The organism is Curtobacterium sp. MCBA15_007 (assembly GCF_001864905.1).
GTDB lineage: Bacteria > Actinomycetota > Actinomycetes > Actinomycetales > Microbacteriaceae > Curtobacterium > Curtobacterium poinsettiae.
Map to the genome: position 1 here is coordinate 93,556 of NZ_MJGM01000003.1, position 13,077 is coordinate 106,632.

Sequence of the window (13,077 nt, forward strand, 5' to 3'; positions counted from 1 at the left end):
GGATGCGCGTGCATGTTCCGACATCCCACTCGTCGTTCGACGGGTGGGATGTCGTTCGTTGCGCACGCATCCGCTGCGTGTGCAAGTTCCGACAGAGCACCCGTCGATCACGGGGTGGATCGTCGCAGAACGGGTGCGCCCCGCCCCGCGCCCCTACGCCCCCGGAGCCAACGACCCGGTCAGCGGCTGCCCCGACGACCGCGTCACGAAGCACGCGATGAACCGGTCACCCTGGTCCCACGTCGCCTGGTCCGGCGCGTAGGAACCCTGCACCTGCACGTCGCCCACGGCAGCCGCGGCCGAGGCGTTCAGGGCCGTGTCGGACTGGCACTGGTCGGCCGCCTGGGTCGCAAGGGCCTCGGCACCGGGGTAGGTGTCACCCTCGACGGCGAGGCGTGCGGTCAGCTGCCCGATGTGCGGCGTCGCGCAGTCCACCACCGTGAAGGTCTGCGACCACGCGTTCGTGAACGGGGACAGGCACTCCCCACCGGCCAGGTCGGTCCACGGGTGCTCACCGGGCAGGGCAGGGGTCGTCGCGAACTGCAGCGCGGCGGCGGGTGCGGTGGCCTCGCTCGACTGCGCGGTCGAGGGAGCGGCGGTCGGGGCCGCCGATGCCGAGGACGCAGCCGAGGGCGACTTCGTCGGGACGGCCTGGTCGGCGATGTTGTTGCCGAGGATCCACTTCGACAGCAGGAAGACCAGCACGATGAGCACGAGGATCAGGGCGATCGACCCGTAGATCAGCAGCTGCTTGCCGCGCTTGCCCTCGTTCCGCAGCCGCGCGAAGCCCTCGTTGATGAAGTTGTCGCGTTCGCCGGGCTGTCGGTCCGGAGCAGCCGCGGACCGGCCGACACCAGCACCAGCAGCAGGGCGGGCCGCAGCCGGCGCAGCAGCAGCCGTGGGCACGGCAGCCGCGGGCATCATCCGCGTGCCGGTGTCCTCGGGGTCGTAGCCGGTGTCACCGAGCTGCCCGACGGCCTCGGTGCCGAACAGGTCCTTGATGGCGCTCGTGTCGCTGGTCTCGCGGCCGTCCCACTCGGACTGGTCCAGGTCGTCCGGCGCGGCGGCGGGCAGCGACTCCGGCTGAGGACCGGTCTCGGTCCGGCCCAGTCCGAGCACGGCGTCGAGGTCTTGTCCGACCGACGGCGGCAGGTGTGCCGGGTACTCCTGGGCACCCGCGGTCGGCTCCACGAGCGGCGGCGCAGCGGTCGGCGGCACGGTCGCGTCGGGCTCGGACCACCAGGGCGTCCCGGCTGCCGGGATCGCGGTGGTCGGGGCGTCAGATCGGAGGCCCTCGGTCGCCTCCGCTTCGTCGGCTCCGGTGGACGCACGGGGCGCGTCCACTGCCTCGGTCGGGTCCGCGGGGTCGCTCGTGTCCGGCGAAGCGGCGCCGGCAGCAGCAGCGGCGGCGGCACCTGCGCCGGTAGCGGTGGCACCGGCAGCGGGCACAGCCGGCGGCACCACGGGCGGGACCGGCACGGCCGGCGGCACCGGGTAGGTGCGCGGCGCCTGGGGCAGCCCGGCGGCCGGGGTGTCGACCTCGCCGGCCACGACCTCGTCCTCGTCGTCGAACTCGTCGGCGAGCGACCAGGACCCTGCGGACAGTGCGGTGGTGTCGAACGAGTCGGTGGTCAGCGTCGCCGGGACCTCGCCGGGCTCGTCGTCGTCGCCGATCGCCCAGTCGAACGGCCGGTCGTGGGCGCCGGTCTGCGTGGGGACCGGCCCGGTGCTCGTGATGCGCAACAGGTCGGTGAAGGTCGGCGGCTCCTCGGTCGGGGGCAGCACGTTCTCGACACCGAGGGGCTGCGGCGCAGCGGGCGCCACGGGCTCCGGGTGCGATCCCGTCGCACGGCCGAGCCAGTCGACGTCGGCACGGCCCTCGCCGAACGGGTCGACGCGGCGACGCTCGTCCTCGATCGCCTTGGACGCGGCGGCACGTTCGTCGCGGTGGGCCTGGGCCGTCGGCAGCACGATCGACGACGGGTGCGGTGCGGTGGAGTCCGGGGGGACGTCCGCGGCGGCCGGGATCCGGTCGTGCAGCGTGGAGCGCTCGTGCTCGACGGCGGCGTCGGGGTTCTCCGACGGCGCGAGCAGCTCGGCGGGCATCGAGATGGCCTGGGTCGAGTCGTCCGGCGCAGCAGGAGGAGCAGGAGCAGGCGCAGGCGCAGGCGCAGGCGCAGGCGCAGCATCTTCGGGCTCGGGCACGAACGGCTCGGGCAGCGGTGCGCCCGTCTCACGCGCGGTGCGCTCGGCCTCGCGACGCTCCCGGCGCGACGGCCAGTCCTCCTCGCCCCGCGGGGCCCCGAAGATGTCCGCAGCGCTGCGGAGACCGTGGAACGGAGCGTCCGATCCGGACGCACGCCGAGCCTCCTGGCCGTCGTCCCCGTCTGCCGGGCCGGCGGTGCCGTCGGGTTCGCGTGCGTCGTCCGGACGCTCCTCGGTCACGCGGTCAGCCCCAGATCAGCCAACCCGATGGCTGCGAAGTACGGGTAGCCAGCCGCTTCGATCGTCTCCTTGGCACCGGTGTCCCGGTCGACGACGACCGCGACGGCGGCGATGATCGCGCCCTCGCGCTCGAGCGCCTCGGCCGCCTTGAGCGGCGAGCCACCGGTGGTGGAGGTGTCCTCGAGCACGACGACGCGCTTGCCCTGCAGGTCCGGGCCCTCGACCTGCTTGCCGCGGCCGTGGTCCTTCGGTTCCTTGCGGACGACGAAGGCGTCGTAGGTCAGTCCCTGGGCGGCGGCCTGGTGCAGGACGGCGCTGGCGATGGGATCGGCGCCCATGGTGAGCCCGCCGACGGCGGAGACGTCCGGCACCTGCTGCACGAGCTCGGTCATGACCTGTCCGATCAGCGGCGCGACGCGGTGGTCCAGGCTGACCTTCCGCAGGTCGATGTAGTACGTCGCCTTCTTCCCGCTGGTCAGGGTGAAGTCGCCGTGGAACACCGCTTCGGAGGAGATGTACTGGATCAACTGTTCGCGCGCGTCGGTCACAGCGCACAAGGGTAGCCGGTCGGGCCCGCAGCGCGCTCCCCCAGCCTGAGCGTCTGTGCGTGCTGGCACCGAGGCAGCGTCGGTACGCTCCGGGGCATGTCCCGTGCACCGCGTCGCGCCGCCGTGGAGCCGGCTCCGGCCGGCGGCCGCCGGCCCGGTGCCGTGGCCGTCACGATCGGACGGGAGGCCCTTGGCGGCCTGGTCGCGCTGGCCCTGGCCGTCATCGCCCTGCGCCACGTCGTCGCGACGGAACGGGTGGCGTTGCTCTGGTACGACGGCGACTCGGTGCTGCTGCCGCTCGTCGAGCGTTCGCTGCAGGCCGGGCAGCCGTTCGAGTGGGCGATGTCGCCCGCGCTGTTCTTCTTCCCCGAGCTGCCCGCGTACCTGTTCAGCGCGCTGGTGACCGCGACGCCGCAGCAGGCCCTGGCGTTGAACGGGGTGCTCGTGCTCCTCGCCGTCTACGCGCTGGTGCGTGCGGCCGCGAACGAACTGATGCCGTCCGCCGGGCGCCCCGCCCGGATCGCGGTGTCGGCCGGGGCGCTCGGCCTCGTCACCCTGCTGGTGCTGACCGAGTCGTCGGCGACGGCGACCTCGCTCGAGCTGGCGTCGCTGCTGCTCACGACGACCTACTACTACGGTGCCGTGCTGGCGATGCTCGGCACCGCGGTCCTCGTGCTGCGGTCGGTGCGGCTCGGCCGGGCGTCGGTGCTGCTGCTCGTGGTGCTCGGACTCGTCGCCGCGTGCACGACGGCGTCGAACCCGCTGTACGTGCCGTGGTCCGCCGCTCCGGTCGTCGTCACGCTCGGGCTCCTGGTGCTGGCGCGCCGGGTGCCGTGGCGTCCGGCGGCGCTGCTGTCCGGTGCCGTCACCATCGGCTCGGTCGTCGGGTACCTGGTGCGGATCCCGCTGCGGCCGTTCGTCTCCCTCGACCCCGCGACGTACGTGCAGCCGTCGCGGGCCGGTGAGACGCTGCGGTTCTTCGCGGCGCTGACCGACGACCGGGCGGGCACGGCACCGGGCGACGTCGGCCTGCTGCTGCTGTTCGCCGGCGTGCTCGTCACCGTCGGCGGCACGGTCTGGGCCTGGCGGGTCCGCACCGCCCGCACCGTGCTGGTCGCGACGCTGCTCCCCCTGGTGACCGTCGTCGCGGTGTCCGTCGGGGTCGTCGTCGCCGGGTCCGAGACCCCGCGCTACCTGCAGCCGATCGTGACCGCACCGCTGCTCGCACTCGTCGCCGTGGCCGAACTCACCCGCACCGCGGTGCGCCGGACACGGGTCCACCGTCCGCACCGGGGCGTCCGAGCATGGGTCGCGGTCGCGATGGCCGCCGTGCTCGCGGTGGGCGTCGCGGTGACCCCCGGGACCGCCCACGCCGTGGCGACCGCCCGGTACCCGGCGGCGGCGTGCCTCGACCGTTGGGCGCACGGACGCCAGGTCACCGGCGTCGGACAGTTCTGGACCGTCCGTCCCCTCGCCACCTACGCGTCGACGAACCTCGAGCTGCTGCAGGTCCGCGACACCTTCGAGACGTACCCGTGGCTCGTCGACCTCGGGGCGTACCGCGGTGCCGACCCGAGCTTCGTGGTGGTCGGGTCGCACGACCTCTGGACCACCGCGGTCGAGGACTCCCTCGGCCCGCCGGCGACGATCACCCACTGCACCGGCTTCGACGTCTACGACTACGCCGGCACCGCGGGGCAGGCCCTCCTGCGGCGCGACGTCGTCGGGAGCGCCGACGTCATCCGCCGCGAGCGCGGCTTCTGATCCGCTGCTGAAGTTGTCCACAGCGGCGCGTTGCCGTCCGATGCTCGCTGTACGGATGTATAGGCTCGTGCTCGATGTCTCGCCCCTCACGCCTCCGTGTCCCCCGTGTCCCCGTGCGCCTGCGCCTCGCCGTCACCGGCCTGGCGCTCGCGGGCCTCGTCGGCACGGTCGTGGTCGATGCCCCGGCGGCCCAGGCGGTGACCTACCCCACGTGGGACGAAGTGAAGTCCGCCCGTGGCAAGGAATCCGCGAAGCAGGGGCAGATCACCGAGATCCGGGGCATCATCAGCGAACTCGACGCCAAGGTCGAGGCTGCCGAGGCGAAGGCGCAGAAGCTCGGTGACGTGTTCTACAAGGCGCAGCGCAAGGCCCAGACCGCCGCAGAGAAGGAACAGCAGCTCCGCGCCGACGCGAAGGAGCACGCGGAGGTCGCCGACCAGAGCGCCGCGCAGGCCGGCCAGTTCGCCGCGCAGATGTCCCGCTCCGGTGGTGCCGACGTCACCACCTCGGTGATCACCCAGGGCAAGGACGCCAGCGACCTCCTCTACAACCTCGGCGCGCTGAGCAAGCTCTCCGAGCAGGCCGAGCGTGTGCAGGCCGCCGCGAGCTCCGACGCCGCCGTCGCCAGCTCGCTCGAAGCGCAGGCAGACCGCGCCGCCGAAGCACTCGGCGACCTCGCCGCCGAAGCAGAAGACCGCATGCAGGAAGCCCAGACGGCGTCCGACGCCGTGCAGGCCGCCTACGACGAGCAGCAGTCGAACAAGGCACGACTCGACGCCCAGCTCGCGACGCTGACCTCGGGCCGGGTCCGGACCGAAGCCGAGTTCGCCAAGGGTGAGCGCATCCGCAAGGCGGCGGAAGAGAAGGCGGCACGCGAAGCCGCAGAGCGCGCAGCAGCCGCGCAGCGAGCGGCCGCCGCACAGGCTGCCGCGAACTCCGGCGGGGGCGCTCCGTCAGGCGGCGGCTCGACCGGCAGCAGCGGCTCCGGCGGCGGCGGTTCCGTCGGCGCGGGCTCGGGGACCGGCTGGGTCCGCCCCGCCAGCGGCTACGTCATCAGCCCCTACGGGTACCGCGTGCACCCGATCACCGGCGTCGTGACCATGCACGAGGGCACCGACCTGGCGAGCGGCTGCTACACGCCCATCGTCGCGGCCTCGGCCGGCACCGTCGACTACGTCGGCTGGTACGGCGGGTACGGCAACTACGTCCGGATCAACCACGGCGGCGGCGTGCAGACCGCGTACGGCCACATCGTCGACGGCGGCTTCCGGGTCGCCACCGGACAACAGGTCTCCGCGGGGCAGCTCATCGCACTCGTCGGCTCCACCGGGGCATCGACCGGCTGCCACAGCCACGTCGAGGTGCACATCAACGGCGCCACCACCGACCCGGTGCCGTTCATGTCGGCGCGCGGCGTCGCCTTCTAGCGGACCAGCCCGCCTCCGGCTCAGCCCGCGGCAGGCCCCACGTCGTCCACGTCGGTGTTCCACAGCGCCCGGTACCACGCGGTGCGCTCCGGGTCGTCCGGCAGCCCGTACGCCCGGTGGAACAGCGGCTCCCACCCGGGTCCGTAGTTCCAGCCGAGCGCCATCGTCGCCACCGCGATGTCGGCCCAGCGATCAGCGACGCCCATCGCATCCAGGTCGACGTGCCCGCTCCACCGCCGGTCCGCACCGATGAGCGTGTTCGGCGTGCACGCGTCGCCGTGACAGACGACGATCCGGTCGGTCGGCGGCTCCGGACCGAGCGAGCCCGGCCCCCGGTCGGCGTCGGTGTCGGCCGCACGCGCGCGATCGAGCCGGTCCACCGTGGACCACGTGAACGGGCAGTCGTCGACCGGCAGGGCGTCGTGCAGCGCGCGCAGGCCCTCCCCCACCGCGACCACCGCCGTCCGGGGTTCGTCGTGCCAACGCGGGTCGACGGCGCTCCAGCCGGGCACCGCGCGGGTGTGCAGCCAGACGCCGTCCTCGTCGGTGTCGTGGTCGAGCACCTCCGGCACCCGGGCGTACCGGGACGCCCACGTCAGCCGCGCGGCCTCGCCGCCGACCCACGAACCGTAGGCGTGCGGCAAGACCTTCACGAACTCCTCGGCGTGCGCGTCCGGTCCGATGCGGAACGTCGTCCCGCCGATCTGGTTGTGCCAGACGAGCGCGACCTCACGCCCTCGGGCCGCCTGGGCGACGACGTGCGGCACCGGGACGGTCTCGCCCGGCCGGGGCAGTCCACCGATCGAGCGCACCACGGCGACGCTCAGTGCACGCGGTCCGGGCGGGACGACCCCGAACCGCCACGGGCGATCTCGAGCAGCACCGGCAGGCGTTCGCCGAGCAGGGCGTCCAGGTCGGCGACGACGGCCTCGACCCGTTCGGTGATCTCCCGCGGCGCGGCTCCCCGCCGCGGACGGACCCGCACCCGGATCGCCCGACCGCCACGGACCCGGTAGACGTCGACGGCGAGCGAGCCGACCTGGGGCAGGTCCCCGATGGCCGAGGAGAGCGCGTGCTGCACGGCGGTGGACTCGATGCGCACCGAACCGGCGACGCCGTCCGCTGAGCCGTCGCTGTCCACCACGGTGCTCTCGCGACCTCCGCCGAGCGTCGTCAGCACCACGAGTGCGAGCACGCCGAGCACGACACCACCGCCGAGCACGCAGGTCCACGCGAACACCGAGTCGTCACGCGACGCTCCGGTGCCGAGTCCGGCGAGGGCATCGCCGACCACGCGCCACCACGATGCGACAAGGGGCAACCTCTGGGCGGTCTGCACCAGAATCGCGGCGACCCCGGCGACGAGCAGGACGAGCCCGAGCACGATCAGTGCCGTGCGTCCGAGTGCGCGGTTCGTGGCGTTCATCCGTCCACCCGCCCCGTCGGCTGCACCCGGACGCGCGCGGCGAGGGCCGGCTGCGCGTCGATCGCGGCGAACTCCCGCTCGACGGCCTCGGTCGCGGCCACCGCGGGGACGTCCACCCCGGCTGCGGGCCGGAGCACGACGTCGACCGTGCGACGGCCGACTGTGCCCACGGCGGCGTCGGCGCCCAGACGGGTCGCGGATCGGGCGGCGCGGGCCGCGGCGGAGGCCAGGACCTCGTCGTCGACGACCACGGCGAGCCGGTCGGACGACATCGTGTGGCGTGGGCGCCGCTGCGGCAGGATCCCCTGCAGCAGGAGCACCAGGCCGATCAGGGCGACGACGGCGCCGACACCGATCACGATCGTCGTGTCGAGGCCGTCCGGCGCGGCGAGGGCGGCGTCGACCACGGCACGGGGGTCGACACCGAGCACGTTCTGGTCGAGCAGGACGAGCGCCCCGGCGAAGACCGCAGCGGCGGCGAGCACCAGGGCGATGAGCATCGCGACGACGACGGCGCCCGAACGGGAGACGTGGGTCTCCCGACGCAGCAGGCGCCGGTAGGTGGCAGCGTGGTCCCCGGCGGGCGCGCCGACGAGGGGTGGGACGGTCACCGGACCCTCCGCGGGGTGTCCACCACCGACGACGCGAACGTCACCGTCACGCGGGCGACCTGTCGGCCGGTGATGGTCCGGAAGCGCTCGGCGATCGTGCCGCGAGCCCGGTGCGCCGTGGCGACGACCGGTTCGTCGGGGAGTGCGTGCGCGCCCAGCACCGGCAGGGCGAGCGGGGCCGTGATCTCGACCGCCAGCGCACCGCGGCCGTCGTCGGCGACGCGGGCACGGACCTCCCGGGCGGCAACGCGCAGCGCTTCGGCGGCGACCGCCTGCGCGGTCCGCACCAGCGCGTGGGCTCCGATCCTGTCGGAGCCGGGGACCCGGACACCGACGGGAGCAGCGCCAGGACCGGAACCGGGGACCCGGACGCCGCGGTCGCCGGTCGTGGCGACGGCGGGGTCCCTCACGACGAGCTCCGGCGTCCGCGCAGCACGTCGAGCAGGCGACGGAAGTCGACGTCGCCGGTGACGATGCGTGCGACCAGTGCGCCGAGCGCCATGCAGACGGCGACCACGACGAACGCCCAGAACCCGAGCGTCACGGCGACGATCGCGAGCAGGGCACCGACGCCCATCCCGACGACGGTGGCGTTCAACGGACCCGACCGTCCCGGGTGTCGAGCTCGTCCGCGACGCCGTTGAGGGCCGGGATGTTCACGTCGTTGATGGCGATGTTGACCTCGGTGACCTCGAGGCCGACGAGTTCGGTCACGGCGCTCGTGACGGCGGCGCGGACCGCGGAGGCGACCTCCATCATCGGCGTCGGGTAGTCGACGACGATCGTCAGGTCGACCGCCACCTGGGTCTCGCCGACCTCGACGCGGACGCCCTGGCCGAGCGCGCTCGAGCCGATGGCGTCGCGGATGGCGCCGAACGCGCGCGAGGCGTTGCCGCCGAGCGCGAAGACGCCCGGCACGTCGCGAGCGGCGATGCCCGCGACCTTCGCGACGACCGTGTCGTCGATGATGGTCTTGCCCTTGGCGGTGACCTGCGTCGTGGTGGTGCCTGCGGGCTGGGTGTTGCCTGCCCCGGTGCCGAGCGTGGCCCCGGTCGGGGTCCCGTCGACGCGGTTCGTCGTCGATGCCATTGCTGCCTCCGTGCGGTCGATTGCTGGCCTCCAGCGAACACCATCGTGCCGGACGCCGCACAGACGATGCACGTGCCGACCTCGTCGTCAGTCGGCACCGGTAGGTTCTTGTTCCATGCGCGTGGCGACCTGGAACGTGAACTCCGTCCGCACCCGAGTGGGTCGGATCGTCGACTGGCTGGTGCGTGAGGACGTCGACGTCCTCGGTATGCAGGAGATCAAGTGCAAGCCGGAGCAGTTCCCGGTCGAGCAGTTCGAGGCTGCGGGCTACCACGTCGAGGCCCACGGCCTGAACCAGTGGAACGGCGTCGCGTTCGCCAGCCGTCTGCCGCTGGAGGACGTCACCCGCGACTTCCCGGGCCAGCCCGGGTTCCTGAAGGGCCACGAGGGGCCGGACCTGCCGGTCGAGGCCCGCGCGATCGGCGTCACGGTCGACGGCGTGCGGCTCTGGAGCCTCTACGTGCCGAACGGCCGCGAGCTCGGCGACCCGCACTACACGTACAAGCTCGACTGGCTCGCGCAGCTGGCCGACCGCACGTCGGAGTGGATCGAGGCGTCGCCGGAGACCCCGCTCGCGCTGATGGGCGACTGGAACGTCGCACCGCTCGACCAGGACGTCTGGGACCTGCGGGTGTTCGAAGGGTCCACGCACGTCAGCGAGCCCGAGCGGGCAGCGTTCCGCGAGTTCGAGGCCCGGGGGCTGCAGGACGTCGTCCGCCCGATCGTGCCCGACGGGTACACCTACTGGGACTACAAGCAGCTGCGGTTCCCGCGCGACGAGGGCATGCGCATCGACTTCGTGCTCGGCTCGCAGGCCTTCGCCGACGTCGTCATCGACGCGTCGATCCACCGGAACGAGCGGAAGGGCGACGCCCCGAGCGACCATGTGCCCGTGGTGGTGGACCTCGACCTGGACACGTCGCTCGACGACGACCGCCCGATGATCTTCTGAGCGGAGCCGGGGCACCAGGCCGGAACGTCGGCACCCGCTCTGTTACGCCCGGCGTCCGCCGTCGCGCCGAGGACCGTCACGTCGACGTAGGTTTCCTGCACCGAACCCCTTCGAGAGCAGGTGAAGCCATGTCCCGCACGACGATCCTTCCCATCCAGCGCCTCATGGCGACCGCGGCCCCCGCTGCGTGGCGCGACGGCATCGTCGTCGAGACCCGCGCAGCCGACGCCGTGGTGCTGTTCCTCGACGGGAGCATCACCCAGCTGCGGGTGGCGGACGCGGACGGCGTCCTGTCGGTCGGCGAGCCGGTCGCCCACCACCCGGTCGCCGAGATCCTCAGCGCCGGCAGCCGGCAGACCACCGCGCGCGTCGCGTAGCGCAGCCGGAGCGGCTCACGCGGCCATCGCGTCGAGCATCGCCTGGCACTTCGACACCATCTCGTCGCAGGCCATCGCGCAGTAGCGGCACGACTCGTCCATGTCCTGGTGCGTGCGGCACTCGGCGGCGCACGCGGTGCCCATCGCGACGACGGCCATGAGCATCGCCTGCATCGCGGCCGTGTCCATGCCCATCGGACGCATCATCATCCGCATGCCGGTGTCGGCGAGCATCGCGGTGTTCGAGCACATCGCGGCGCAGGTGGCCATGTCGCCGCCCATGCGCATGTCGGCCGCGGAACACATCGTCGCGGCCATCGACGCGGCGTTCATCGCCATCATCGTGTCCTGCATCGTGCTCATGTCCATCTGCACGGGCATGTCCGTCGTCGACATGTTCTGCATCATCGCCATCGTGTCCATCGGAGGTCTCCTCGTCGTGGTCATCGGTCGCGAGGCGGTCCGCCCCGCGTGCCCGCCACCATACGCGCGCGCTGTTCCCACTTCGTGAGCAGGAACGGTCGGGTCGGCGGGCGCCACCCGACCGTTCCTGCGCACGGTCCGCGGTGGTCGCCACCACGTGACGGACGGGAGGCCCGGTGCAGCCCCGCCACGCGCCTCCCGTCCGTCCCGCCGCAGGTCCAGGACGCGGAAGACGCCGGCGTGCGCGCACGACGCCCGCAAGTGCGCGAGACGCCGCCGAATGCGGCGGCGTCTCGGCGAGATCGAGGCGTCTCGGCAACACGACGGCGTCTTCCACAAAGCCACACGCCGGCGTCTCGACAACACGACGGCGTCTTCCGCAAAGCCACACGCCGGCGTCTCGAGCGCTACGGGTGCAGCAGGGCGGCGATCGCGACCAGCACGGGCACCGAGCCGAGGGTCGAGATGAGCACGACGTCACGCGCCACCGGCACCGCGGCCCCGTAGCGCTGCGCGTAGTTGAAGACGTTCTGCGCCGCGGGCAGGGCGCCGAGCGTGGTGAGCACGAAGACGTCCTGGTCCCCCAGGCCGAACACGAACCGCGCGAACACGAACGCCACCGCCGGCATCACCACGAGCTTGATCGACGACGCCACGATGACGTCCGTCCGGATCGCCGGGTCCCGCAGCGGGGTCGCACCGTGCAGGCTCATCCCGAACGACAGCAGCACGACCGGCACCGCGGCAGCGCCGACGAGCGAGAACGGCTCGAGCACGGGGTCGGGCAGGGTGAGCCCCGTCGCCGAGCACACGAGCCCGACGAGCGAGGCGATGATGATCGGGTTCCGGAACGGCCCGGCGATCCGCCTGCCCCACCCGCCACCACCCGCGGTCGCGGCGTCGAGGATCGTCAGCGCGATCGGGGCCATCACGACGAGCTGCAGCAGGATCACCGGCACGACCGCGGTCGCCTGCCCCAGCACGTAGACGGCCACCGGCAGCCCGATGTTGTTCGCGTTGACGTAGCTCGAGGCCAGCGCTCCGACGGTGGTCGTGGTGACGGACCGCCGCAGCACGAAGCGGAACACCACGGCGGCGGCGAGGGCGACCACGGCAGCACTCAGCAGTGAGACCCAGAGCATCGACGACAGCAGCGACGCGATGTCGGCCGTCGCGATGGTGTGGAACAGCAGGCACGGCATGAGCACGAAGAACGCGAGCCGGCTCATCACGAACTGTGCGTGCGGGCCGAGCAGACCGATGCGTCCGACGACGTACCCACCGGCGATGATCACGCCGATGATCGCGAAGCCGGTCAACACGCCACCCATCCCCTCCATCCTGGCACCTGGAGGCGGGGATGTGACGTCACTCAGGTCGGAAATGCGTACGCATCGAATACCGTTGAGCGCACCATGACCTCGACGAACGCTGACACCCTGACCCGGTCCACCGACTCCAGCCAGCCGCTCGTGCCGCTGCTCGAGGAGCGCTGGAGCCCCCGCTCGTACGACGGGACCGCGACGATCTCGGACGACCAGCTCGACGCCGTCCTCGAGGCAGCTCGCTGGGCACCGTCGGCCATGAACTTCCAGCCCCGCCGCTTCATCGCTGGCCGCCGCGGTACCGAGACGTTCCGGAAGATCAACGAGAACCTGCTCGGCTTCAACGCCGCGTGGGCCTTCCGTGCCAGCGCCCTGGTCGTCGGTGTGCTCGAGACCGTGACCGCCGACGGCGACGAGCGTCCCTTCGCCCAGTACGACCTCGGCCAGTCGCTCGCCGCCCTGACGGTGCAGGCCCACGCCGAGGGGCTGCACGTGCACCAGATGGCGGGCATCGACGCCGCCGGACTGCGCACCGCGTTCGACCTGCCGGAGCGGTTCGTCCCGTACACCGTCACGGCAGTCGGCACCGTCGCGCACCCGTCACAGCTCGACGAGAAGGCCGCCGAGCGCGAGGTCGCCCCGCGCAGCCGCATCGCCCTCGACGAGGTCGTCCTCGTCAAGGAGTGAGCG

Annotated in this window: 15 protein-coding genes; 5 read left to right on the plus strand and 10 right to left on the minus strand. The window is 72.8% G+C overall.

Going from position 1 to position 13,077, the window contains the following annotated elements; translation table 11 throughout:
- Window positions 1–153: 153 nt before the first annotated feature.
- Window positions 154–2,445, minus strand: a complete 2,292-nt coding sequence (locus BIU95_RS04075; protein ID WP_071250522.1) for a septum formation family protein — start codon at window positions 2,443–2,445, stop codon at window positions 154–156.
- Window positions 2,442–2,993 carry an orotate phosphoribosyltransferase gene (gene pyrE, locus BIU95_RS04080; protein WP_017886338.1) on the minus strand — a complete coding sequence of 184 codons (552 nt, stop codon included), beginning with the start codon at window positions 2,991–2,993 and terminating at the stop codon, window positions 2,442–2,444. The genes BIU95_RS04075 and pyrE overlap by 4 nt, the downstream gene beginning before the upstream one ends.
- A 96-nt stretch (window positions 2,994–3,089) precedes the next feature.
- Here pyrE and BIU95_RS04085 point away from each other — a divergent pair, with 96 nt between their 5' ends.
- Together BIU95_RS04085 and BIU95_RS04090 are read left to right on the plus strand one after the other, a co-directional pair.
- The gene (locus BIU95_RS04085; RefSeq protein WP_071250524.1) at window positions 3,090–4,757 is read left to right on the plus strand and encodes a hypothetical protein; all 1,668 of its coding nucleotides are present in this window, start codon (window positions 3,090–3,092) and stop codon (window positions 4,755–4,757) included.
- Window positions 4,758–4,831: 74 nt separating this feature from the next.
- Complete coding sequence (locus BIU95_RS04090) at window positions 4,832–6,184, plus strand: M23 family metallopeptidase (protein ID WP_083389219.1); 1,353 nt, start codon at window positions 4,832–4,834, stop codon at window positions 6,182–6,184.
- A 20-nt stretch (window positions 6,185–6,204) separates the two neighbouring features.
- On the opposite strand, the gene BIU95_RS04095 is transcribed toward BIU95_RS04090, so the two are convergent.
- The 6 genes from BIU95_RS04095 to BIU95_RS04120 are packed head-to-tail and all read right to left on the minus strand — an operon-like array spanning window position 6,205 to window position 9,310.
- Window positions 6,205–6,996 carry a phosphotransferase gene (locus BIU95_RS04095; protein WP_368086286.1) on the minus strand — a complete coding sequence of 264 codons (792 nt, stop codon included), beginning with the start codon at window positions 6,994–6,996 and terminating at the stop codon, window positions 6,205–6,207.
- Between the two features lie 11 nt (window positions 6,997–7,007).
- Window positions 7,008–7,610, minus strand: a complete 603-nt coding sequence (locus BIU95_RS18530; RefSeq protein WP_071250526.1) for a hypothetical protein — start codon at window positions 7,608–7,610, stop codon at window positions 7,008–7,010.
- The gene (locus BIU95_RS04105; protein WP_071250528.1) at window positions 7,607–8,221 is read right to left on the minus strand and encodes a hypothetical protein; all 615 of its coding nucleotides are present in this window, start codon (window positions 8,219–8,221) and stop codon (window positions 7,607–7,609) included. Before BIU95_RS04105 ends, BIU95_RS18530 begins: the two co-directional genes overlap by 4 nt.
- A complete protein-coding gene (locus BIU95_RS04110) occupies window positions 8,218–8,631 on the minus strand; it encodes a hypothetical protein (RefSeq protein ID WP_071250530.1) in 414 nt (137 codons plus the stop codon). The genes BIU95_RS04105 and BIU95_RS04110 overlap by 4 nt, the downstream gene beginning before the upstream one ends.
- The gene (locus BIU95_RS04115; RefSeq protein WP_017886345.1) at window positions 8,628–8,819 is read right to left on the minus strand and encodes a DUF2273 domain-containing protein; all 192 of its coding nucleotides are present in this window, start codon (window positions 8,817–8,819) and stop codon (window positions 8,628–8,630) included. Before BIU95_RS04115 ends, BIU95_RS04110 begins: the two co-directional genes overlap by 4 nt.
- Entirely contained in the window at window positions 8,816–9,310 is a 495-nt protein-coding gene (locus tag BIU95_RS04120; RefSeq protein WP_017886346.1) for an Asp23/Gls24 family envelope stress response protein, read from the minus strand. Before BIU95_RS04120 ends, BIU95_RS04115 begins: the two co-directional genes overlap by 4 nt.
- A 115-nt stretch (window positions 9,311–9,425) precedes the next feature.
- Here BIU95_RS04120 and BIU95_RS04125 point away from each other — a divergent pair, with 115 nt between their 5' ends.
- Window positions 9,426–10,262: an exodeoxyribonuclease III gene (locus BIU95_RS04125; protein ID WP_071250532.1), complete on the plus strand. Its 837-nt coding sequence runs from the start codon at window positions 9,426–9,428 to the stop codon at window positions 10,260–10,262.
- 128 nt (window positions 10,263–10,390) lie between these two features.
- On the plus strand, window positions 10,391–10,639 hold the full coding sequence (locus BIU95_RS04130) for a hypothetical protein (protein WP_056069500.1): 249 nt from the start codon (window positions 10,391–10,393) through the stop codon (window positions 10,637–10,639).
- A 15-nt stretch (window positions 10,640–10,654) separates the two neighbouring features.
- Here BIU95_RS04130 and BIU95_RS04135 read toward each other — a convergent pair whose 3' ends face one another.
- Window positions 10,655–11,062 carry an aldehyde dehydrogenase gene (locus BIU95_RS04135; protein WP_071250534.1) on the minus strand — a complete coding sequence of 136 codons (408 nt, stop codon included), beginning with the start codon at window positions 11,060–11,062 and terminating at the stop codon, window positions 10,655–10,657.
- A gap of 407 nt (window positions 11,063–11,469) precedes the next feature.
- Window positions 11,470–12,393, minus strand: a complete 924-nt coding sequence (locus BIU95_RS04140; protein ID WP_017886350.1) for an AEC family transporter — start codon at window positions 12,391–12,393, stop codon at window positions 11,470–11,472.
- Window positions 12,394–12,477: 84 nt separating this feature from the next.
- On the opposite strand from BIU95_RS04140, the gene BIU95_RS04145 reads away from it, so the two are divergent.
- Window positions 12,478–13,074 carry a nitroreductase family protein gene (locus BIU95_RS04145; RefSeq protein ID WP_071250535.1) on the plus strand — a complete coding sequence of 199 codons (597 nt, stop codon included), beginning with the start codon at window positions 12,478–12,480 and terminating at the stop codon, window positions 13,072–13,074.
- The last annotated feature ends 3 nt before the right edge of the window (window positions 13,075–13,077 follow it).